We start from the raw sequence: 22,667 nt of genomic DNA, 5'->3' as shown, positions 1-22,667 counted from the left end.
CGCTTCTGGAACACGGCGCGGCCATCCATGGCGTACGGGCCGGCGGCATAATGGCGGACCTGCCTGACGGACGCCCCGTGAACGCCGCTTCTCCTTCCCTGCAGCCGGTCGCTTCCGGCGAACGCATCGCCGTGCTGGACGTGCTGCGCGGTGCCGCGCTGCTGGGCATCCTGCTGATGAACATCGAGGCCTTCAGCGGACCGCTGGACCTGGCCTTCACCGGCATCGACGTGCATTGGCAGGGCATCGACTACTGGGCCGATGCCTTTGTGTACGTGTTCGTGCAGGGCAAGTTCTTCACCCTGTTCTCGCTGCTGTTCGGCGCCGGCTTCGCGGTGATGGCGCAGCGCGCTGAGGCCGCCGGGCGCGACTTCACCCCGTTCTATCTGCGCCGCAGCGCTGGCTTGCTGCTGATCGGCCTGTGCCACGCGCTGCTGGTCTGGTCCGGCGACATCCTGGTGATGTACGCGTTGGTCTCGTTGCCGTTGCTGGCCTGCCGGGAGGCGCCGCGCAGCTGGCTGCCGTGGATGGGCGTGACCGTCTATCTGGGCGGCGTTGCGCTGATGCTGCTGGTGGGCGCGATGGTGTCGATGGCTTCGACCGAAGAGGTGCGGGGCATGCTTGCCGAGGCGCAGCAGAGCATCGACCTGCAGCGGCAGGTGTACGGGCAGGGCAGCTGGGCGCAGGCCACTGTGCAGCGCCTGAGCGAGTTCGGCACCTCGATGGGCGCGCTGCTGATCACCGGCCCGGAAGTGCTGGGCATGTTCCTGATCGGCAGCTGGTTCGCCGGCAGCGGCGCGTTGGCGACGCCGGAGCGCTTTCCGCGGCTGTACGCGGTGCTGCGTTGGGGGGCACTGCCGCTGGGCCTTGTGGTCACGCTGCTGGGTGTTGCCTGGAAGCCCTATCTGGCGCCGGGTGCCTACGGCCTGCCGGCGACGGCGGCGATGGCGCTGGTGACGATCGGTGGCCTGCCGATGTGCCTGGGTTACCTCGCGTGGATCGTGCATTGGCGTGCGCGGTTGGCCTGGCTGGCACCGGTCGGGCGCATGGCGCTGACCCACTATCTTGGCCAGTCGCTGCTGTGTACCTGGACCTTCTACCAGTATGGCCTGGGCAGGTTCGAGACGATGCCGCGCAGCGTGCAGCTGTTGTTCGCACTGCTGCTGTTTGCCGCGCAGGTGGTCTTCTCGCACCTGTGGCTGCGCCATTTCCGCTTCGGCCCGATCGAGTGGATATGGCGTGCGATGACCTATCGGCAGTGGCCATCGATGCGGCGCAGCACGGAGCAGGGGTGAGCGATGGGCACGTATGCGCTGTGCCGATCGGCCGTGCGCCCGCGCATCCTCACGTCTGGCTTGCAGCGGGGCATGGCATGCTCGGCATCAGCATGAGCGCCGGCACCGGCCAGCTGATCGCCGATCTCGTCTGCGGCCGCACGCCAGCGATCGATCCTGCCCCTTACCGACCCGAGCGATTCCGATGAGCACTGCACCTTATGATTACGACCTGATCGTCCTTGGCGGCGGCTCCGCCGGCCTGGCCGGCGCCATCCGCGCAGCACAGCATGGCAAGCGCGTGGCGATGCTGGAACCGGGCGAACTGGGCGGAACCTGTGTCAACGTTGGTTGCGTGCCGAAGAAGGCGATGTGGCTGGCGGCCGACCTGCACGAGCGCATCGGCCTGGCCAATGCGATGGGCTTCGATGTCGAGGCACGCCCGGCGCTGTCGTGGAAGGAGCTGGTGATCCATCGCCAGGCCTACATCACCAACATCCACACCAGCTACCGCAAGCGCCTGGATGAAACCGGCGTGGTGCGCATCCCTGCGCGCGGCCGTCTGCTCGATGCGCATACCGTGGCCTGCAGTGACGGCGTGCATTACAGCGCCGAGCACATCCTGATCGCCACCGGCGCGCATCCGCTGCGCCCGGATATTCCCGGCGCTGAACTGGGCCTGGTTTCCGATGACTTCTTCGATCTGCGTGCGGCACCGGCCGAGGTGGCGATCATCGGTGGCGGTTACATCGCGGTGGAGCTGGCCGGCCTGCTGCAGGCACTGGGCAGCAAGGTCAGCCTGCTGGTGCGCGGCCAGCGGCTGCTGGATCGCTTCGATTACGAGCTGACCGATCAGCTGGCCGAGAACCTGAAGCAGCAGGGCGTGCGCATCCATTTCGGCTATCGCCTGCGCGAACTGCAGCGCGATGGCGAACGCGTCCGTGCGTTCGGTCATGATGGCCCGCTCGACAGCGTGTTCGATGCAGTGTTCTTCGCCACCGGCCGCCGTGGCAACAGTCGCGACCTGGGCCTGGAAGAGCTGGGCATCGGCATCGGCGAGCACCAGCAGGTGGAGGTGGACGAATGGCAGACCACCTCTGTGCCGAGCGTGCACGCGGTGGGCGACATCGCTGGCAAGGTCGGCCTGACGCCGGTGGCGGTGGCCGCTTCACGGCGGCTGATGGACCGCCTGTTCGGTGGACGTCCGCAATCGAAGATGGATTACGAGAACGTGGCCAGCGTGGTCTTCTCGCACCCGCCGCTGGGTGCAGTGGGCATGAGCGAAGAAGAAGCGCGCGCGCGTTTTGACCAGGTGAGCGTTTACCACAGCCGTTTCCGCCCGATGCTGCAGGCGCTGGCCAACGGCACCCAGCGCAGCCTGTTCAAGATGGTGTGCGCGGGCCCGGAGGAGCGCGTGGTGGGTATCCACCTGCTGGGCGAAGCGGCCGACGAGATCCTGCAGGGCTTCGCGGTGGCGGTGAAGATGGGCGCGACCAAGGCCCAGTTCGACGACACCGTGGCGATCCACCCGACCTCGGCCGAGGAAGTGGTGCTGATGCGCTGAGCCCGCAGTTGTAGAGCCGAGCCCACGCTCGGCTCCTTTTCGCCCAGGCTTGGCGAAGCCGAGCGCAGGCTCGGCTCTACAGAGCACCGGGGGCGCCCGTGCGACAATGGTCGCCCCCACGCCTTACCGGGCCGCTCTGCGCGGCCCGCCGTCGTCCTGATGTCCACTCCCGCTTCCCGCATCGCTACGGCTTCCCCGCGCATCGCGCTGGGGGGTATCGGCCTGGCCGCGATCGGCGCCATCGCCGCCTCCGGCAAGGCCATCATTGTCAAGCTCGGCCTGCGTCATGGCGTCGATGCCACCTCGCTGCTCGCCCTGCGCATGCTGATGGCGCTGCCGCTGTTCGTGCTGATGGCACTGTGGGCTGCGCGCCGGGCAGAGCCGCTGTCCTGGGCCGACCGCGCCCGCGTGCTGTGGCTGGGCTTCACCGGCTACTACCTGTCCAGCCTGCTCGATTTCCAGGGCCTGCAGTACATCAGCGTGACCCTGGAGCGGCTGATTCTTTACTTGAACCCGACCCTGGTGCTGCTGATCAACGTGCTGCTGGCACGGCAGCGGCCGGGCCGCTGGCAGATCGGCGCGCTGGTGCTGAGCTATCTGGGCGTGCTGCTGGCCTTTGGCCACGATCTGCAGCGCGAAGGTGGGCAGATCATCGTCGGCAGCCTGCTGGTGCTGGGCAGTGCGCTCAGCTACGCGCTGTACCTGTTCGGCAGCGGGCAGGTGGTGGCACGCATCGGCGCGGTGCGGCTGACCGCCTACGCCAGCTGCGTGGCCAGCGTGCTGGTGCTGCTGCACTTCGCGGTGACCCATCCGCTGCCACTGCTGTGGCAGGCACCGGCACCGGTACAGTGGTTGTCGCTGGTCAACGCCACCGTGTGCACGGTGCTGCCGGTGCTGGCGATCATGCTGGCGGTGCAGCGCGTGGGTTCGTCGCTGGCCGCGCAGGTCGGTATGCTGGGCCCTGTTTCCACCATCGTGATGAGCCTATGGCTGCTCGACGAACCGATGGGGCCGGCACAGATCGCCGGCACCGTGCTGGTGCTGATCGGCGTTCTGCTGGTGACCCGCCTGCGGCGCTGACGCCGGAGCAGGCGCGTGCGCGCATTCTGGCGGTGATCCGCGCGATCCCGGCGGGGCAGGTGATGGGCTACGGCCAGGTGGCGATGCGCGCGGGCCTGCCCGGGCGTGCGCGCCTGACCGCGCGCATCCTGGGCCAGAACGACGACCCGGACCTGCCCTGGCACCGCGTGCTGCGCTCGGATGGGCGCATCGCCATGGAAGAAGGGTCGGCGGGCTGTCGCGAGCAGTCGCAGCGGCTGCGTGCCGAGGGCGTGGTGGTTGAGAACGGCCGGGTGCGGATGCCCACGACCGATCCGGCGGTTGTGCTGGATGCTGCCGTTTGGGGCCCGGGCTGAGCATCGCTGGCGACTGAACAGGCCGGACCTGCCGGTCGCCAACAAGGCGCGGTGCTGCGGCTATGATGGAGGCCGTTCCATGCCGGTGCTCCCATGTTCCCGCGTCTGCCAACCGTCACCAAGGCCCTGCTGATCGCCAACGCGATCCTGTTCCTGCTGCAGCAGCCGTTCCTGCTTGGCATGCAGACCTTCGAGCCGTTCATGCTGCAACCGCTGCAGCAAGGCTTCGATGCGTTCTCGCCGGGCGGCAACTTCCAGCCGTGGCAGCTGCTGACCTATGGCTTCCTGCATGGCAGCTTCGGCCACCTGTTCTTCAACATGCTGGCGGTCTTCATGTTCGGTGCGCCACTGGAGCAGACCTGGGGCGAGAAGCGCTTCCTGCTGTACTACCTGGTCTGCGTGGCCGGTGCCGGTGTCTGCCAGCTGCTGGTGGGTACGCTGCTGGAGAACCCGGCCACGGTGCTGGGTGCCTCTGGCGGCGTGTTCGGCCTGCTGCTGGCCTACGGCATGCTGTTCCCGAACCAGCGGGTGATGCTGCTGTTCCCACCGATCCCGATGAAGGCGCGCACCTTCGTGATCCTGTTCGGCGTGGGCGAACTGGTGCTGGGCATGACCGGCTGGCAGCCGGGCGTGGCCCACTTCGCGCACCTCGGCGGCATGCTGTTCGGCTGGTTGCTGATCCGCTACTGGCGAGGGCAGCCGCCGTTCAACAAGCGCCGACCGCCCGGCCCACCGAAGCGCCCGAACCATCTGCGCAGCGTCAAATGATCCAAAGGATCATTTGACGCTGTAGGTGCCGACCGTTGGTCGGCACGCCTTCTCCCACGCGGGTAGGTGCCAACCTTGGTTGGCACGCTTTGCATGGGATCATTTGACGCTGTGGGCGCCGACCATTGGTCGGCACGCCTCTACAGATCCTGCAACACCACCTGCGCCGCATTGTGACCTGGCGCGCCGGTCACGCCGCCCCCGGGATGTGTTCCCGACCCGCACAGATACAGGCCGGGCAGGGCACCACGATAGCCAGCCTGGCCAACCATCGGCCGTGCCGAGAACAACTGGTTGGCACTGAGCGCTCCGTGGAAGATGTCGCCGCCGATCAAGCCGAAGGTGCGCTCCAGATCCAGCGGTGACAGCACCTGGCGGCCCAGTACGCTGCCAGCGAAACCCGGCGCATACCGTTCAACGGTGGCGATCATCAGATCGGCCACCGTTTCACGATGATCATCCCAGTGACGCCCACCGGGCAGCACGGGCGCCACGTGCTGGCAGAACAGGCTGGCCACATGCTGCCCGGGCGGCGCCAGCGAATCGTCCAGCGTGCTGGGAATGAGCATTTCCACGATCGGTTCGCGTGACCAGCCATTGCGACGCGCATCCAGCCAGGCACGGTCCATGTAATCCAGGCTGGGGGCCATGATGATCCCGGCGCTGAGGTGATCGCCGGGACCGGGCAGAGCGCGGAAGTCCGGCAGCTGCGACAGCGCGACATTCATCCGGAACGTGCCCGAACCGCAGCGCCAGTTCGCCATGCGTTCGCGCGTTGCGTCCGGTACCTGCTCCGGTGCCAGCATCTGCTCGTACAGCAGCTTTGGATTGACGTTGGCGATCATCGCGCGTGCGCGCAGGATTTCGCCGTTGGCCAGCGCCACGCCCACGACACGACCCTGCTCGATCAGCAGGCGTTGCACACCGGCATCCACGCGCAGCTCAGCCCCGGCCTCCCGCGCGGCAGTGGCGATGGCCTGGCTGATCGCGCCCATGCCACCGATCGCATGGCCCCACGCACCTTTCATGCCATTGCACTGGCCGAACACGTGGTGCAGCAGTACGTAGGCACTGCCCGGTGTATAGGGGCTTGCGTAGTTGCCGACGATGCCATCGAAGCCGAACAGCGCCTTGATCGGTTCGCTTTCGAACCAGCGATCCAGATACTCGGCTGCCGACAGCGTGAACAGGTCCAGCAGCTCCTGCCGCAGCGAGGCATCCAGCGTGGCCAGTTCACGACCAAGACGACCCATCTGCCACAGCGCAGGCAACGCGCGCCAACCACCCGCAACGCCGGCATCCGGTGGCGTGCGCAGGGCCCACGCGCGCAGCACATCGGCGAAGATCTCCAGGCGCGCTTCGTATTCGGGTAGCCGCTGCGCATCCCGCTCGGAGAACTTCGCGACCTCGGCCTGGGTGCGGCCCGGTGCGGACAGCAGGTAGCGGCCGTCCGGCAATGGCAGGAAGTTGTTGGCCGGGCGATTGACGATGCGCAGCCCATGCGCATGCAGCTGCAGGTCGTCGATCACCTTCGGCTGCAGCAATGACACCGTGTAGGACGCCACCGAGTTGCGGAACCCGGGGTGGAATTCCTCGGTGACTGCCGCGCCGCCGAGAACGCCACGACGTTCCAGCACCAGCACCTTCTTGCCAGCGCGTGCGAGATAGGCCGCGCAGACCAGGCCGTTGTGGCCGCCACCGATGATGATCGCATCCCAGGACATCAGCACCTCGGAAAAAGGGGACGGAGGGAATTAAGTCGCAATCCGCATCTGCGCACAGGGGGGAAGAAACGACTTAATCCCCTCCGTCCCCTTTTTTGATTGCCGCTTCGATGGTGGCGATGTCGATCTTCTTCATCGGCATCATCGCGTTGAAGGCGCGCTTGGCCAGTGCCTTGTCCTGGCTGGTCACCGCTTCGATCAGCATGCGTGGGCTGATCTGCCAGGAAACGCCCCATCGGTCCCTGCACCAACCGCACTGGCTCTCCTGCCCGCCGTTGCTGACGATGGCGTCCCACAAGCGGTCAGTCTCGGCCTGGTCCTCGGTCTGGATCTGGAAGGAGAAGGCTTCGCTGTGCTTGAACGCGGTGCCGCCGTTGAGGCCGACGCAGGGGATGCCGCAGACCGTGAATTCGACGGTCAGTATGTTGCCCTCCCTGCCGTCCGGGTAGTCGCCCGGGGCGTGGTGGACAGCGGTCACCGCGCTGTCGGGAAAGGTGTTGGCATAGAAGGTGGCGGCCTCGAGCGCGCCGTTGTCGTACCAGATACAGATCGTGTTCTTGTGTGCCATGTCCGGCTCCACGTTGGACGAAGCCGCAGCGATAGCACGCGCAGTGTTAACCCGGGATCGTGCTGCACCCGCAAAAAAAGAGCGCCCGAAGGCGCCCTTTGTACTAACAGTGCGGCCGCGGGCTCAGCGCCAGACCTTGATCTGGTCGGCTTCGCTGCGCTGCATCGGCTGCCCGGCCTTGCAACTGAAGGTGGCACCGAACGCCGGCAGGTTGGCCAGCGTGCCGTTGCTGCGCCACAGGCCCGGTGCGCGGATGTCGGCAGTCAGGCGGCGCGCGGCCTCGTTCGGCGACAGCTGCTGTGCCCACAGCGTCGACCAGGCGCGGAAGAAGCCCTGCTGCTGTGCCTGCTTGGCCTTCGGCTCCTGCGCGGCATACGCCGCCCATGCCAGTTCCAGGCCGGCGATGTCGGCCAGGTTTTCTTCCTGGGTGAGCGTGCCGTTGACCTTGGCACCCTTCACGCCCGGGAAGTCGTAGGCGCTGTACTGCGCGGCCACGCGATTGCCGAGCAGGGTCCAGGCGGTCTTGTCGGCCGGGGTCCACCAGCTGCGCAGCTCACCCTTGGCATCGACCAGAGCGCCCTTGGCATCGATCGCACGGGTCAGCTCGTGGCCGACCAGGCCCCCGAAGCTGCCGAACTTGTCGGCGGCGTCGGCCTTGGCGTTGAACACCGGGCCCTGCAGGATCGCGGCGGTGACGATCAGGCGGTTCTGCGCCAGGTCGTAGGCCAGCGACGGCTGCTGCGGCAGCACGTCCCAGCGGCGGTCGGCATTGCCCTTGCCGATGCGCTTCATTTCCTCGCGGTGGCGCCAGGTCGATGCAATCAGCATGTTGCCACCAAACGAGCCGCGCCCCATCGGCTGCACGCTGTAGTCCAGGTCGCGCAGTGGAGTGCCGATCTCGATCTTCAGCGCAGCCAGCTTGGCCTGCGCTTCGGTCTTGGCTTCGGCACTCATCCAGCTGCTGTTCTTTACCGCCTCGATCTGTACTTCGCGCACCTTGTCGACGATCCATGCGGCCTGGCGACGATCTTCGGCCGACAGGTAGCGGGCGGCGTACTCGCGGCCGACCATCGGGCCGGCGGCCACATTGATTGCATCCAGCACGGATTCCCAGCGCTGCGGCGGCAGGGTCTGGCCACGCAGCACACGGCCGCGGAATTCGAACTCGGCGTCGCGGTAGGCCTTGGACAGGTACGGCGCCATCGAATCGCCCACGCGCCAGCGCAGGTAGGCTTTCCACTGGTCCGGCTTGAGCTTGGTGACCATGCCATCGAGCTGCTTGAACAGCCCCGGATCGGCCAGCGAGACCAGGTCGTCATCCACGCCCTGTGCCTTCAGGAAAGCGTCCAGCTGCAGATTGCGGTAGCGGCTGTTGAGCTCCTTGGTGGAGATCGGCGCGTAGTTGTTGAACGGGTTGTTGATGCCGGCCAGCGACTGCGCGTTGCGCGCCAGCTCGGTCTCCAGCGCGATCACCGCCTGTGATTCGGCATCCAGCTTGGCCGCCGGGGTGCCGGTCAGCGCCAGGATCTGCTTGACGTAGTTGCGGTAGCGGCCCATCAGCGCCACGGTGTCGGCGTCGGTGCGGGTATAGAACGCAGGATCCGGCAGGCCCATGCCGCCCTGCATGAAGTAACCGATGTGGCGGTCCAGTGCCTTCAGGTCGACGTCGGGGCCGAAGTTGAAGGCGACCGGGATGCCCACCTGGTGCAGCGCGGCGATCGACGCCGGCACATCCTTGGCCTTCTTGATGGCGTTGATGCGGGTCAGCAGCGGGGCGATCGGATTGGAACCGTCCGCCTCCACGGCGGCTTCGTCAAGGCCACTGGCCCAGAAGTCACCCAGCAGCTTCTGCACATTGCCCTGCGGCGACTTCATCGCGGCGTCGAGCAGGTCGCGCTGCTGCTGGCGGCTGCGGTCGACCAGCTGGCCGAGCGCGGTAGTGGCACCGGTCTGCGGCACCGGGTTGGCCTTCAGCCAGCCTGCATTGGTGGCGTCGTAGAAGTCGCTGCACTGGGCGCTGACGGCCGGGGCGCGTGCGGCCTTCTTCTTGGCGGCGGCAAACGCATCGTGGGTCGGGACCAGAGTCGCCAGGCTGATGCCCAGGGCGATGGCAAGCGGACGGAAGTTGGGCATGTGGAACGAATCCGTGATGGATTGAGGGCGCGCGCACTATAGCAAGCCGGGCATGGGCGCGGCATGCACGCATCACGGTGGCTCCGCCGAGCCGTGCGCCGACCAAGGTCGGCATCTACCAACGGCGTGGGCCATGCGTGGATGACGGGCGCTGTGAACAACAAAGGCCCGGGAATTCCCGGGCCTCTGCAGGTACGCCGCAACGTCAGCCGTGGGTTACCAGATCACCACCTGCTGCTCGCCGCTGCGGGCCATCGGCGAACCGGCCTTGCACTGGAACGCGGCGGCGAAGGTCGGCAGGTTCGACGGCGCACCCATGGCGCGGAACTGCGCCGGGGCGTGCGGGTCGGTGGCCAGGCGGACCTTGGCGTTTTCCGGGGTGTACTTGGTGCGCCACACGGTGGCCCAGTTGAAGAAGAAGCGCTGGTCGCGGGTAAAGCCATCGACCTTTGCATCTTCCTTGCCGGCGGAGGCCTTCTGCAGGGCGTCGTAGGCGGTGGCCAGGCCACCCAGGTCGGCGATGTTCTCGCCCAGGGTCAGGTGGCCGTTCACCGCCTGGCCGTCGACCTTGTACTGGTCGAACTGCTTGACCAGCTTGCCGGTGAGGCCTTCGAAGTTCTTCTTGTCGGCCGGGGTCCACCAGTCTTCCATGTTGCCGGTCGGCCCGAAGCGTGCACCCTGGTCGTCGTAACCGTGGGTCATTTCATGGCCGATCACCGCACCGATGCCGCCGTAGTTCAGCGCATCGTCGGCCTTCGGATCGAAGAACGGCGGCTGCAGGATGGCGGCCGGGAATACGATCTCGTTCTGCAGCGGGTTGTAGTAGGCGTTGACGGTCTGCGGGGTCATGCCCCACTCGGTCTTGTCCACCGGCTTGCCGATCTTGGACAGGTTGAACTTGTAGTTGAACTCGTTGGCCGCGCGCACGTTGCCCAGGAAGCTGTCGCGCTGGGTCTGCAGGCCCGACCAGTCGCGCCACTTGTCCGGGTAACCGATCTTCGGGGTGAAGGTCTCCCACTTGGCGATGGCCTTGGCCTTGGTTTCCTCGCTCATCCAGCTCAGGCCCTGGATGCGGTCCTTCAGCGCGGCGGCCAGGTTCTTCACCAGTTCTTCCATCTTCGCCTTGGCTTCCGGCGAGAAGGCAACCTTCACGTACAGCTGGCCGAAGGCTTCACCGGCATCATTCTCGATGGTGCCCAGCACGCGCTTCCAGCGCGGCTTCTGTTCCTTCTGGCCGTTGAGGGTCTTGCCGTAGAACTCGTAGTTCTCCTGCACGAAGGCGTCAGCCAGGTACGGCGAGGCACTGTCCACGGTGTGGAAGCGCAGGTAGGCGCGCCACACCGACGGGTCGGTATCGCCCAGCGCCTTGCTCACTTCCTCATGGAAAGCCGGCATGGCCAGCGAGAACTTCTCCGGTGCGGCCACGCCCTGCGACTTGAAGAACTCGGTCCAGCTGAAGTTCGGGGTCAGCTTGTCGGCGTCGGCCAGGGTGACCGGGTTGTAGTACAGCTCGACGTTGCGCGACAGCTCGACGCGCGACTTGGAGGCCTTGGCCAGGCGGGTTTCGAACTTGACCACGTCCTCGGCCTGCTTGGCCGCGTCGGCCGCGGCGACGCCGGACAGCTCCAGCACCTTGGCGACGTGCGCCTGGTAGGCCTTCAGCTTGTCGGCGTTCTTGGCATCGGTGTAATAGGTGGTATCCGGCAGGCCCAGGCCGCCCTGGCTGGCGTAGGCCATGTTCATGGCCGAGTTCTTGAAGTCCGCTTCGGCGCCGAAGCCGAACAGGACGTTGTCACCCTTGGCGGCGCTGGTGCGCAGGTAGTTGGCGATCGCCGCCTTGTCCTGCAGGCCGTCGATCGCCGCCAAGTCGGCCTTCAGCGGCTCGATGCCCTGCGCGTTGATCTTCGCTTCGTCCATGCCGGTCGCCCACAGGTCGCCGACGATCTTCTCGATGTGGTTCGGGTTCTTGACCTGCGCGACCTGTTCGGCCAGCTGGTGCTGCACGGCCACCGAGCGCTCGTCGAGGATGGTGAACGCGCCCCAGCTGGTGCGGTCGCCCGGGATTTCATTGGCGGCCAGCCACTTGCTGTTGACGTAGTCGCCAAAGGCGGTGCAGGCGTCCTTGGTGGTGTCCAGGTCGCTCGGCTGGAAGGCGTTGTAGGCCGGCAGCTTGCTCTCGTCCAGCTTATAGGTGGTGGCTTCGGCGGTGGCCGGGGCGGAGGCGGCGGCGTCGTTGGCCGGGGTTTCAGTCTTGCCGCAGCCGACCAGCGCGGCCGAAACGGCCAGGGTCAGCAGCACGATCTTGGGAGTACGGGTCACTTGAATGGCCTCCGGGCCGAGTGAGTCAGGGAGTGGCCGCGGGTGCGACCGTGGGCCGAACGATACGCCGCCGGCCAGACCTGCAAGGGTGTCGAAGGTCATGTCCCCGCGCAAGGGGCGTGCACGCGCCAGGAGGCGTCCCAGGAAGGCACATCGGGCGTCGCCGCAGCGCCGAGCGAGGGCTGCCCGTATGCCTGCCCTGCGGGTGAATTTATGATGAACGCGTGCTCGCGGTTGCCTGCAGGTACGGGTTGCGCGCCTGCCGGGGCATGACGTGTCCAGGGCCTTGGACACGAGCGCCATGGCCGCGACAGACGGGGCGTAATGTCGGCTCAAGCCTTTGATTTGAAATGATTCTTTGAACAATGCCGGCGCAGGTTTACGCGCTCATGCTCCATTTCTCTACGTGTCAGATCAAATTGAACTTTTGCTGAATGTTGCCGTTTCGTGTCTTTATGTGTATGAATTCCGTTATCGGCACGTGAACAGTTGCTGACTACATTTCCTCTGCCTTGCCGATGCAGAGCTTTTTGTGCCCTCACTTTTTCAGAGAGAGAGACATGCAGAAGACTCGCCCACTACCCCGTAATCCGTTGAGTCTCGCGCTCACCTCGGCCATTCTGCTTGCCGTCGCCCTGCCTGCCTTCGCGCAGGAGGGAGAAACTGCAAAGGACACCGCTGAGAGCGCGAAGAAGGCTTCCAATGAAGCCGCGGCCACCCAGCTGGACCGCATCACGGTAACGGGCTCGCACATCTACCGCGCCGGCTATGACACCCTGGAACCAGCCGCTGTGGTGTCCCGCCAGGATATCGATGCGTACGGACACACCAACCTGATCGATGCGTTGACCAAGATTCCCGGTGTGTCTGCCGGCGTGTCCTCACGCGGTGACCAGGCCGGCTTCGGTGCGGGCGTGAACTTCGCCAGTCGCTTCGGCCTGGGCAGCAACCGCCTGCTGACCCTGGTCAACGGTCGCCGCTTCGTGACCTCGGCTCCGCCAACCGTATTCGGCGCCGGCGGCGGCTCGGGCATCCAGGTCGACATGAACGCGATTCCGACCGTGATGGTCGAGCGCGTGGAAAGCCTGAGCATCGGTGGTGCACCCACGTATGGTTCCGATGCCATCTCAGGCGTGAACAACATCATCCTGCGTGACAAGTTCGAGGGTGCCGAGGTCGAGCTGGGTTTTGGCAGGACCACCAAGAACGACAACGACCGCTACTCCTGGTCTGCGATCTTCGGCAGCGGTTTCGCCGACGGACGTGGCCACTTCACCATTGCTGCCGAACTGGACAACAGCGAAGGCGTGAACGCGCTCCAGCGCGACTTCTACCGCAACGGCTACAGCCTGCAGACCAATCCGACGGCAGCCAACGTGGCGCGCTTCCAACCGTGGCGCACGCCGGGCAATGACGGTCGCATCGACCCCAGCATCCCGTTCAACACCGGGCCGGCCGACGGCATCGCCGACCAGGTCTGGATCCGCAACCGGCGCATCTCCAGCATGACCTTCGGTGGCCTGATCATGCCGTCGGACATCCAGGTGCGGCGCAGCTACCAGCGCAATGCCACGGGTGAACTGAACGGCTTTGGTCCGAACAACAAGCTCTGGCACTTCAACGACAAGGGCGATCTGGTTGCCTACGATCCGGGCATCTCCTATCCCAGCGGCAACGCGTCCGGTGGCGATGGCCTCAACCTCAACGAGACCGTCCCACTGATCGCCGACCTCGAACGCCGTACGGTCTATTCGACCGGCAGCTTCGACTTCAACGACAACGTGCGCGGCTTCTTCGAACTGTCGCACTACAGCGCCACCGCGCGCGAGACGCTGGACCAGAACGTCTACAACGCTGCCGGTTTCGGTGCCGCAAACCCCGATGGCAGTGGCGACCAGAGTGGCGCGATGCTGTTCAGCGCGAACAATCCGTTCCTCAGCGCGGAGTCCCGTCGCATCCTGGCCGAGAACGGCATCACCTCGTTCCGCCTGTCGCGCTCTTCGCGCGACCTGAGCATGAACAACGCCAGTACCGATACGCGCCTCAGCCGCATCGTGCTCGGCCTGGACGGCTTCTTCGATATCGGCGAGCGCCGCTTCAACTGGGAAACCAGTGTGACCCACGGCCGAGGCGACTTCGACTACAAGGGCACCGGCCTGATCCAGCAGAACTTCATCAATGCGCTCAACGTGAAGCGCGATGCCAGCGGCAACATTGTCTGTGATGCATCCGCCCGCGGCACCACTGCGGATCCGAACTGCCGTCCACTGAATCTGTTCGGCGAGAACCAGGCATCGCCTGAAGCACTGGCCTATGTGTCGACGCCGACCCTGGCCAAGGCGCGGACGCGCCAGACCGTGTTCAACGCGTCGGTGACCGGTGGCCTGTTCGACCTGCCGGGCGGCGAGTTCTCCTTCGCCGCAGGCGTGGAGCATCGCCGCGAAGAAGGCTCGTTCACCCCGAGCGAGTACCAGCGCCTGGGGCAGGGCCGTTCGGTGCCGATCCAGGGCGCCAAGGGCGACTATCACACCAATGAAATCTTCGCCGAGTTCCTGGCACCGCTGTTCAACCCCGACTGGGATCTGCCTGGCCTGCATCGCCTGGACGTGACCCTGAAGGGCCGCCGCGTGGTCAACTCGGTGGCTGGTGGCTTCAACGCGTACACCTATGGCATCCAGTACGAGCCGTTCGCGGGAATCCAGCTGCGCGGCAGCAAGACCCAGTCGCTGCGTGCCCCGTCGATTGCCGAGCTCTATACCTCGCTGCAGCCGGCGTACTACAACATCCCGGAAGTCTGCTCGGTGTCGGCCATCAACGGCGGCACCAATCCCGCGATTCGCCGCCGCAACTGCGAGGCCTTCTTCCAGGCCTACCCGGGCGCGGACCCGGCGACCTTCCAGGCGTCGCCGACCAACACCCTCGGCTCGGTCAACGGCTATACCGGCCTGAAGAACGAGAAGGCCAAATCCTGGACAGCAGGCATCGTGTTCGCACCGGACTGGGCGAAGGGCCTGCGCGTCGCCGCCGATTGGTATGACATCAAGATCACCGATGTGATCACCAGCCTGAGCCCGACCGACATCATCACCGGCTGCTTCGACAACCCGGATTTCAATGCGTCCGACGTGCCCAACGCCAACCGCTTCTGCAGCCTGGTCACGCGCAATCCGTTGACGGGTGCGGCCACCGATATCCGCACCGAGTACGGCAATGGCCCGGTGCTGATGTTCCGCGGCTGGACGGCCGAGGTGGACTACAACTGGGACATGGGCCGGTTCGGCCAGGTGGCACTGGGCTTCTACGGCTACATGCCGAAGAACCGTGGCCAGGCCGCCAACGCGGATGTGCCGTTCGTGGAGCGCGTGGGTACGTTCGATGAGCCCAAGCGCCAGTTCCGCTGGACGGCACAGCATGCCATCGGCAAGTGGAGCTATGGCGTGACGTCCAACTACACGAGCGGCTCGCAGTTCAGCCTGACCGCAACTCCGGAAAGCCGGCAGTACTTCAAGCGCGACAGCTGGACGACCTGGGATGCCAATGTCAGCTACCACCTGACCGACAATGCGCGCCTGAACCTGTCGGTGCTGAACCTGTCCGACGACATCGGTCCGTTCCCGTACGTACTGGACGCGCTGGGTCGCCGCTACATGGCCAGCCTCCGCTACAGCTTCCGCTGAGCGGGCGGACCGGACGGCAGGCCCTGTTCCACCAGGGCCTGTTCTTCCATCCGCTCAGGCCGGACACGAAAAAGCCCCGCCATGGCGGGGCTTTTCCGTTGCTGCGGTTGCGGGATTACTTCACGCCGAACGCGTACTTGGCCTGCACGTAGATCGCGCGCCCGTAGGCGTTGTACAGGTAGTTGTTGTACGGCTGGCCGCTGGTGCCGGCGAAGCTGTAGCGCTGGTTGTCCGGCATCTTGTTGAACACGTTGTTGACCATCAGCGACAGGGTCAGGTTTTCCATCGCGCGGTAGTTCACGCTCAGGTTGTAGGTGGTGTAGGAACCCCACTTGCCTGCCTTGTAGCCGGAGCTGTGGACGTAGTCATAGCCGTTGCCCACGTAAGCCATGTAGTTCGGCGTCTTGCCGATGTAGTTGGCATACAGGGTGGTGGTCCAGTTGTCCTTGGCCCAGCCGATCGAGCCGTCCGCGCGTACCTTGGCGTACGAGTCATACACCCACATCGCATACGGGTCGTGCAGCAGGTCCAGGAACTCGTCACCCGGCTGCGGCTGCAGCTTGCGCTTGAGCATGTCGGTGTAGTTGGCCGAGAACTGCAGCGAACCGAAGCGACCGATGTCCTGCACGTACTTGAAGCTGGCGGTCAGTGCTTCCAGGTTCTGGCGGGCGACGTTCATCTTCGGCGTGTAGATCTCGTCGAGCACGCCCGATGCATCACGGGTGATCCAGTCATCGACGTTCTGGCAGCTGGCCGAGGTGTTGTTGGACTGGCCGTTGCGGCAGTAGTACTCGGCCAGCAGCAGCTGGTCGGAGCTGAGCGTATCGACCTCGTTCTTGATCTTCCAGTTGTAGTAGTCGACCGACAGCGACAGGTTGTTGATCGGTGCCCACACGACGCCTGCATTCCAGACGTCGGCGGTGATCGGCTCCAAGTCGGGGTTGCCCGAGCGGGTGCCGAACACCGAGACGCTGTCGTACGGGCAGCCGGTGGTGTTGGCCGGGTCGTAGCCCAGCTGGCCGCAGCGGTAGTAGTCGGTGGAGCCGTTGGCGTAGTAACCGCTGCGACCCTGGAAGGCATCGGACAGGGTCGGTGCGCGGAACGCCGTACCGTACTTGCCACGGAACAACAGGCTTTCGATCGGGCGGAACTCGATGCCGACGCTGTAGGTGGCCTTGTCCACGGTGTTGCTGCCGATCTTGAAGGCGTCATAGCGGCCGGAGCCGGTGACGGTCAGCGTTTCCAGCAGCGGCATGCGCAGTTCGGTGGTCACCGCGTAGTTGCTGCGATGGCCGGCACCGGATACGGCGGTGGTCCCCCACACGCTGCCGTCCATCAGGCCCGGGTCGGGCGTGTAATCCCAGCCTTCACTGCCGCCTTCCAGGACCACGGCGAAGCCAGCATCGCCACCCGGCAGCTTGAACAGCGAGCCATTGGTGACCTGGGCGCGGGCCAGGTTCTGCCAGGTGCGGCTTTCGCTGTAGCTGTAGCCGGTGAAGCTCTGGAAGTCACCGGCGGGCAGCGGTGCGTAGAACGCTTCCCAGTTCGGGCTGTAGATGTTGTAGCCGGTGCTGGTGGTACCCAGCACCGGGCCCAGCACGCGCTGCTCGAAGTAGTCGTTGATCGGGTCGTTCCAGCGCACGAAATTGCGCTCGGTCAGCTTGTACTCGCCACGGGTGAAGCTGAGGCTGTAGTCCCAGTTGCCTGCGGTGCCGCGGCCGCCGAGGGTGACCTGGTAGGCCTTGTTGCGGTCGGTGTTCATGATGTCGCGGTAACCGCCGCCGCCGATGTCCTCCGGCGCGAACACGCGCTGCAGGTTCATGTACTGGCCGCTGGCCTGGTCGTAGAAGCGGCCCCAGCCCGAGGAGGTGCCCCACCAGGTGTAGCCGGAGCCGGTGGCGTACTTGACCTCCTCCAGGCTGTACAGCGCGTCGCCGAACAGCTGGAAATTGTCGTTCACGTCGAAGGTGGCCGAGCTGTAGATCTGCCCGCTTTCCTTGCCGTTCTTGATGGTCTTGTACCCGGTGCCGTAGACCGAGCCGCAGGCCTGGCCGGTCGGACGGGTACCGAGCACGGTGGTGCCGTCGAACTGGCCCGCCACGTTGGCGCACCGGTTCGGGTCCATCATCGCGTAGCGGTTGTTGGCGGCCGGCAGCAGCACCAGGAAATCGTTGGAGACGTACTGCGGGCTGTAACCGTCGGGGTTGTTGACCTTGGTCAGGTCGCGCTGGTAACCCCAGATCGGGCTGGTCTTCTCGTACTGCACGTTGACAAGTGCATGGAAGCGGTCATCCTTGGAGTTGAAACCGCGTGCGCCGCTGAAGCGGAAGCTGTTGCCGCCACCTTCGCTGTAGGCACCGCCGCGCACATTGAGCACACCGCCATCCATGCGCTCCTTGAGGATGATGTTGACCACGCCGGCGATCGCGTCCGAGCCGTACAGCGACGACTGGCCACCCGGCAGGATCTCGATGCGCTCGACGATGTCGATCGGGATGCCGCTGATGTTGTTGAAGGTATCGCCGCCGTTGTACAGCGCCGGATACGAGAGCATCGGGCGGCCGTTGATCAGGTACTTGGTATAGCCCGGGCTGAGGCCGAACATGCCCGCCGCTTCGGCGCCCTGGGTGAAGGATGCGGAGGTCTGGCCACCCTGCAGGCCGCCCGTGGACAGCGAGGACTGCTGCAGGACATCGGCGACGCTGGTGAAACCGCGGGTCTGGATATCCTCGGCGGTGACGGTCAGGACGGGCGTGTGGTTCTCGATCTCGGTCTGCGGAATCAGCGACCCGGTGACGGTCACACGATCAAGCTGGGTCGGCGCATTGCCGTCCTGGGCCAGGGCGGTGCCGGAGGCCAGGAGGGTGCCGAGCAGGGCGAGGGTCAGAGGGTGGCGCGAGAGCGTGGAACGTTGGCGAGACATGGTGGATCCCCGTAGTGAGCAATGTCTTGGCGGCGCATTCCCTGCGCATTAACAATTCGTTCAGTGTGACTCCATTCAGGTCGACCGTAACACGTCGTTAACGCTGCCAACACAGGCCTGTCACATCAATGTGCCGTTGGGGGATGAAAAAACGCTTCAGAATCAATGGATAAGGCGATTTGTTTTGGCATGTTTCAAAAGATGGCGGCGTGCAAGGGAGCATGTCAGCATTGCGGATATGCCTTGTAGATCAATGCATTGCCTTGGATCAGCGCTGCCGGGAACCTGGATGTTTGTGCGCTGTGGATCACACTTTCTGCTACAGGCCGGACGGGAGGGGGGGCGCAGTGGTGCAAAAAAAAGGCCCCGCCGAAGCGGGGCCTGGTCCAGACACGCGGTCCGGAATACGACGGGATTAGAAGTCGTACTTGACCTGGGCCGAGATCTGACGGCCGTAGACGCTGTAGAAGCCGTCGTTGAACGGGGTCGATTCGTTGCCCGGGTAGTTGTAGCGCTGGCCTTCCGGCAGCTTGTTGAACACGTTGTTGACCATCAGCGACAGGGTCAGATCGTCCTGTGCCTGGTAGTTCAGGCTCATGTTGTACGTGGTGTACGAGCCCCACTTGCCGGCCTTGGCGCCGGAGGAGTGGACGTAGTCGTAGCTGCGGCCGGTGTAGGCCAGGTAGTTCGGGGTGCTGCCGACGTAGTTGGCGTACACGGTGGTGGTGAACTTGGAGATGGCCCAGCCCACCGACACGTCGCCGCGTACCTTGGCGAAGTTGTCGTAGTACCACATGTTGTACGGATCGCTCAGCAGGTCCAGCTTCTGCGCACCCGGCAGGGCCACCACTTCACGCTTGAGCATGTTGGTGTAGTTGCCGGAGAACATCAGCGAACCGAAGCGGCCCAGGTCCTGCTGGTACTTGGCACCGACGGTCACCGCTTCCAGGTTCTGGCTGGCCACGTTGAGCTTCGGGGTGTAAACGCGGGTCAGGTTGCCACCGGCGTCGCGGGTCACCCAGTCGGTCACGTTCTGGCAGCTGGCCGAGGTGTTGTTCGGCAGGCCGTTGTGGCACTGGTACTCGGCCAGCAGCAGCTGGTCGGTGCTCAGGGTCTTGACCTCGTTCTTGATCTTCCAGTTGTAGTAGTCGACCGACAGCGAGAAGTTGCTCACCGGGGCCCACACCACGCCTGCGCTCCACACGTCGGCGGTGATCGGCTTCAGGTCCGGGTTGCCGGACTTTTCGCTGTACACCGAGGTGGTCTTGTAGAACGAGCAGGCTTCGTCACGCAGCGCGTAACCCATCTGGCTGCAGCGGTAGTAGTCGTTCTGGCCGGAGGCGAACGAGCCGCTCATGCCCTGGAAGGCATCGGACAGGGTCGGCGCGCGGAACGCCGTGCCGTACTTGCCGCGCAGCAGCAGGCTTTCCACCGGACGGTATTCCAGGCCGATGCTGTAGGTGGCCTTGTCGACGGTCTTGTCGGCGATCTTGAAGGCGTCATAGCGGCCCGAGGCGCTGATGGTCAGCGACTCGAATACCGGCATGCGCAGTTCGCTGGTCACCGCGTAGTTGCTGCGGTGGCCGGCACCGGCCACGGCGCTGGCGCCCCACGCGTTGCCATCGACGAAGGCCTGGTCGGGCGAGTAATCCCAACCCTCGCTGCCGCCTTCCAGCACGACGGCCAGGCCGGCGTCGCCACCCGGCAGGGAGAACAGCGAACCGTTGGTCACCTGCACGCGACCCAGGTTCTGCCAGGTCTTGCTGCGGTGGGTGCCATAGCCGGTGAAGCTGGCGAACTGGTCCGGGGTGATCGGCGAGTAGAAGGCGGTGTAGTTCGGGTTGTAGATGCCGAAGCCATCAGCAGTGGTGCCCAGGCGCGGGCCCAGCACGGTGTCGCCGAAGAAGCCTTCGATCTTGTCCTTCCAGCGCGCGAAGCGGTTCTGGTCCAGACGGTATTCGCCGCGGGTGAAGCTGGCGCTGTAGTCCCAGTCGCCGACCATGCCCTTGCCGCCCAGGGTGACCTGGTAGGAACGGCTCTCATCGGAGTTCAGGATGTTGTTGTAGTGGCCCGGGCCGATTTCTTCCGGCGCGAAGGCGCGCTGCAGGTTCACGACCTTGCCCAGGCCCTGGTCGTAGAAGCCGCCCATCACCGACTTGGTGCCCCACCACAGGGCGCTGGAGCCGGAGGTGAATTCGGTCTTTTCCTTGCTGTACAGCACGTCGGCGAACAGCTGGAAGTTGTCGTTCACGTCGAAGGTCATCGACGAGTAGAACTGGCCGCTGTTCTTGCCGTTCTTCAGGGTCTTGTAGCCGGCGCTGTACACCGAGCCGCACGATTCGCCCGATGCACGCTTGCCGACGGTGGTGGTGCCGTCGTACAGGCCTGCCACGTTGGCGCAGCGGGTCGGGTCCATCATGTACAGCTTGTTGTCGGCGTTGCCGATGACAGCAAAGTCGTTCGACGGCAGCTGCGCGGTGTAACCGACCGGGTTGTTCTGCTTGGTGATGTCACGCTGGTAGCCCCAGATCGGGCTGCCGTTTTCGATCTGCACGTTGACCAGGGCGTGGAAGCGGTCGTCGAACGCGTTGAAGCCCTTGGCGGCGCTGAAGCGGATGTTGCTGCCACCACCTTCGGTGTAGGTGCCGCCACGGATCGACATCGTGCCGCCGTCCATGCGTTCCTTCAGGATGATGTTGACCACGCCGGCGATCGCGTCCGAGCCATACAGCGACGACTGGCCGCCCGGCAGGACTTCGATGCGCTCGACGATGTCGATCGGAATGCCGCTGATGTTGTTGAACGACTCGCTGCCGTTGTACAGCGCCGGATACGAGAGCATCGGGCGGCCGTTGATCAGGTACTTGGTGTAGCCCGGATTCAGGCCGAACATGCCGGCGGCTTCGGCGCCCTGGGTGAACGCACCCGAGGTCTGGCCACCCTGCAGGCCGCCGGTGGTCAGCGATGACTGCTGCAGCACTTCAGCAACACTGCTGAAGCCGCGGGTCTGGATGTCTTCGGCGGTGATGGACATCACCGGGGTCTGGGTTTCGACCTGGGTCTGCGGGATCAGCGAACCGGTGACGGTGATCTTGTCCAGGTTGGTCGCCTTGTCCTGGGCCATTGCCGGGGAGGCGGCCATCAGAGCGGAAATCAGGGCGACGGCGAGCGTGTTGCGACGTGCGGTATTGCTGACGTGTTTCATGTAGTTCCAATGGAGAGCAAAAAACAAAAACGGCACTGCGCATGCGCCATCGCGCGGGCCGGAACAACGGGCTCCGCAGCTCAAAACAGTGCTGATCGAACGTAACATGAACTTAACAATCTGTGCACGAATCCGTCGCAATCCTGAATTTCAGTCAGGTTACGTCCAGCTTGTATGATGTCGGGTTATCCCCCTGACTCCGCCGGTGCTCGTTGTGAACAGTTCTCCCCGCCGTCCCCATGCCAGCCAGGTCCAGAAGGGACTTACGCCGCATGCCCGCATCCGCAATGTCATCGCGGTCGGTTCGGGCAAGGGCGGCGTCGGCAAGTCCACCACCTCGGTGAACCTGGCCGTGGCGCTGCAGCAGCTCGGTGCGCGGGTGGGCGTGCTCGACGCCGACATCTACGGCCCCAGCGTGCCGGCCATGCTGGGGCTGTCCGGCCGCCCGGAAAGCCCGGACAACAAGAGCATCGAGCCTCTGCGTGCGTTCGGCGTGGACACCATGTCGATCGGCTACCTGATCGAAGAAGACACCCCGATGATCTGGCGCGGCCCGATGGCCACCTCGGCGATGACCCAGCTGTTCAACGATACCCTGTGGGACGACCTGGATTTCCTGCTGATCGACCTGCCGCCCGGCACGGGTGACATCCAGCTGACCCTGACCCAGAAGATTCCGCTGGCCGGTGCAGTGATCGTCACCACGCCGCAGGACATCGCCACGCTGGATGCGAAGAAGGCGCTGAAGATGTTCGAGAAGGTCGAGGTGCCGGTGCTGGGCATCGTCGAGAACATGGCCGTGCACACGTGCAGCAGCTGCGGGCACATCGAGCACCTGTTCGGCGAGGGTGGCGGCGAGCGCATGGCCGCGCAGTACGGCGTGCCGCTGCTGGGGTCGCTGCCGCTGCAGATCGGCATCCGCGAGCAGGGCGATGCAGGCACGCCGATCACCGTGGCCCAGCCGGATTCGGCACCGGCCCAGGCCTACCGCCATGCCGCGCAGCGCCTGATCGAGGAAGTCGGCAAGCGCCCGCGGGCCTCGATCCCGATCCTGTCCTCGCTGCTGTAAGTGCCGGAGCAGGGGCCGCCGGCGCAGG

Annotated in this window: 13 protein-coding genes and 1 pseudogene; 8 read left to right on the top strand and 6 right to left on the bottom strand. The window is 65.1% G+C overall.

Features of this window, described 5'->3' with window-relative positions; genetic code table 11:
* Window positions 1-50 precede the first annotated feature (50 nt).
* From ACM0PB_RS02460 to ACM0PB_RS02435, 6 genes and pseudogenes are all read left to right on the top strand, one after another.
* Window positions 51-1,295: a DUF418 domain-containing protein gene (locus tag ACM0PB_RS02460; protein ID WP_164092911.1), complete on the top strand. Its 1,245-nt coding sequence runs from the start codon at window positions 51-53 to the stop codon at window positions 1,293-1,295.
* A 26-nt stretch (window positions 1,296-1,321) separates the two neighbouring features.
* Window positions 1,322-1,483: pseudogene (locus ACM0PB_RS02455) on the top strand (amino acid dehydrogenase); the annotation flags it as partial.
* Entirely contained in the window at window positions 1,480-2,838 is a 1,359-nt protein-coding gene (gorA, locus tag ACM0PB_RS02450; RefSeq protein ID WP_065185499.1) for a glutathione-disulfide reductase, read from the top strand. The pseudogene ACM0PB_RS02455 and the gene gorA, both read left to right, overlap by 4 nt.
* Window positions 2,839-2,997: 159 nt before the next feature.
* The gene (locus tag ACM0PB_RS02445; RefSeq protein WP_005418025.1) at window positions 2,998-3,918 is read left to right on the top strand and encodes a DMT family transporter; all 921 of its coding nucleotides are present in this window, start codon (window positions 2,998-3,000) and stop codon (window positions 3,916-3,918) included.
* Window positions 3,825-4,253 carry an MGMT family protein gene (locus tag ACM0PB_RS02440; protein WP_414604499.1) on the top strand — a complete coding sequence of 143 codons (429 nt, stop codon included), beginning with the start codon at window positions 3,825-3,827 and terminating at the stop codon, window positions 4,251-4,253. The genes ACM0PB_RS02445 and ACM0PB_RS02440 overlap by 94 nt, the downstream gene beginning before the upstream one ends.
* Window positions 4,254-4,346: 93 nt before the next feature.
* A complete protein-coding gene (locus ACM0PB_RS02435; RefSeq protein ID WP_005410509.1) occupies window positions 4,347-5,021 on the top strand; it encodes a rhomboid family intramembrane serine protease in 675 nt (224 codons plus the stop codon).
* A gap of 140 nt (window positions 5,022-5,161) precedes the next feature.
* Here the strand turns inward: ACM0PB_RS02435 and ACM0PB_RS02430 are convergent, their stop codons facing one another.
* The 4 genes from ACM0PB_RS02430 to ACM0PB_RS02415 form a co-directional block, all read right to left on the bottom strand.
* Window positions 5,162-6,745, bottom strand: coding sequence for a phytoene desaturase family protein (locus ACM0PB_RS02430; RefSeq protein WP_134955457.1), 1,584 nt, complete (start codon window positions 6,743-6,745; stop codon window positions 5,162-5,164).
* Between the two features lie 73 nt (window positions 6,746-6,818).
* The gene (locus tag ACM0PB_RS02425) at window positions 6,819-7,313 is read right to left on the bottom strand and encodes a VOC family protein (protein WP_139727437.1); all 495 of its coding nucleotides are present in this window, start codon (window positions 7,311-7,313) and stop codon (window positions 6,819-6,821) included.
* 123 nt (window positions 7,314-7,436) lie between these two features.
* Complete coding sequence (locus ACM0PB_RS02420; RefSeq protein ID WP_065185501.1) at window positions 7,437-9,446, bottom strand: M13 family metallopeptidase; 2,010 nt, start codon at window positions 9,444-9,446, stop codon at window positions 7,437-7,439.
* A gap of 216 nt (window positions 9,447-9,662) precedes the next feature.
* A complete protein-coding gene (locus ACM0PB_RS02415; RefSeq protein WP_262220159.1) occupies window positions 9,663-11,765 on the bottom strand; it encodes a M13 family metallopeptidase in 2,103 nt (700 codons plus the stop codon).
* Window positions 11,766-12,325: 560 nt separating this feature from the next.
* Here ACM0PB_RS02415 and ACM0PB_RS02410 point away from each other — a divergent pair.
* The gene (locus tag ACM0PB_RS02410) at window positions 12,326-15,442 is read left to right on the top strand and encodes a TonB-dependent receptor domain-containing protein (RefSeq protein WP_065185503.1); all 3,117 of its coding nucleotides are present in this window, start codon (window positions 12,326-12,328) and stop codon (window positions 15,440-15,442) included.
* Between the two features lie 115 nt (window positions 15,443-15,557).
* Here ACM0PB_RS02410 and ACM0PB_RS02405 read toward each other — a convergent pair whose 3' ends face one another.
* Window positions 15,558-18,365 (bottom strand): TonB-dependent receptor domain-containing protein, encoded by a 2,808-nt coding sequence (locus ACM0PB_RS02405; protein WP_065179173.1) that lies wholly within the window; start codon window positions 18,363-18,365, stop codon window positions 15,558-15,560.
* 415 nt (window positions 18,366-18,780) lie between these two features.
* On the bottom strand, window positions 18,781-21,570 hold the full coding sequence (locus tag ACM0PB_RS02400; RefSeq protein ID WP_065185504.1) for a TonB-dependent receptor plug domain-containing protein: 2,790 nt from the start codon (window positions 21,568-21,570) through the stop codon (window positions 18,781-18,783).
* A gap of 214 nt (window positions 21,571-21,784) precedes the next feature.
* Here ACM0PB_RS02400 and apbC point away from each other — a divergent pair, with 214 nt between their 5' ends.
* The gene (gene apbC / locus ACM0PB_RS02395; protein WP_005418013.1) at window positions 21,785-22,639 is read left to right on the top strand and encodes an iron-sulfur cluster carrier protein ApbC; all 855 of its coding nucleotides are present in this window, start codon (window positions 21,785-21,787) and stop codon (window positions 22,637-22,639) included.
* Window positions 22,640-22,667: the final 28 nt, after the last annotated feature.

This window comes from Stenotrophomonas sp. AR029, from assembly GCF_047520695.2.
Classification (GTDB): domain Bacteria; phylum Pseudomonadota; class Gammaproteobacteria; order Xanthomonadales; family Xanthomonadaceae; genus Stenotrophomonas; species Stenotrophomonas sepilia.
This window is presented reverse-complemented; position numbering and strand designations above follow the sequence as displayed.

What these genes read in the sequence shown, in the direction of transcription:
- ACM0PB_RS02405 (WP_065179173.1), bottom strand. Translation starts at nt 18,365, where the DNA reads ATGTCTCGCCAACGTTCCACGCTCTCGCGCCACCCTCTGACCCTCGCC.
- ACM0PB_RS02440 (WP_414604499.1), top strand. Translation starts at nt 3,825, where the DNA reads ATGGCTGCTCGACGAACCGATGGGGCCGGCACAGATCGCCGGCACCGT.
- ACM0PB_RS02460 (WP_164092911.1), top strand. Translation starts at nt 51, where the DNA reads ATGGCGGACCTGCCTGACGGACGCCCCGTGAACGCCGCTTCTCCTTCC.
- ACM0PB_RS02420 (WP_065185501.1), bottom strand. Translation starts at nt 9,446, where the DNA reads ATGCCCAACTTCCGTCCGCTTGCCATCGCCCTGGGCATCAGCCTGGCG.
- ACM0PB_RS02445 (WP_005418025.1), top strand. Translation starts at nt 2,998, where the DNA reads ATGTCCACTCCCGCTTCCCGCATCGCTACGGCTTCCCCGCGCATCGCG.
- ACM0PB_RS02425 (WP_139727437.1), bottom strand. Translation starts at nt 7,313, where the DNA reads ATGGCACACAAGAACACGATCTGTATCTGGTACGACAACGGCGCGCTC.
- ACM0PB_RS02410 (WP_065185503.1), top strand. Translation starts at nt 12,326, where the DNA reads ATGCAGAAGACTCGCCCACTACCCCGTAATCCGTTGAGTCTCGCGCTC.
- gorA (WP_065185499.1), top strand. Translation starts at nt 1,480, where the DNA reads ATGAGCACTGCACCTTATGATTACGACCTGATCGTCCTTGGCGGCGGC.
- ACM0PB_RS02435 (WP_005410509.1), top strand. Translation starts at nt 4,347, where the DNA reads ATGTTCCCGCGTCTGCCAACCGTCACCAAGGCCCTGCTGATCGCCAAC.
- ACM0PB_RS02400 (WP_065185504.1), bottom strand. Translation starts at nt 21,570, where the DNA reads ATGAAACACGTCAGCAATACCGCACGTCGCAACACGCTCGCCGTCGCC.
- ACM0PB_RS02430 (WP_134955457.1), bottom strand. Translation starts at nt 6,745, where the DNA reads ATGTCCTGGGATGCGATCATCATCGGTGGCGGCCACAACGGCCTGGTC.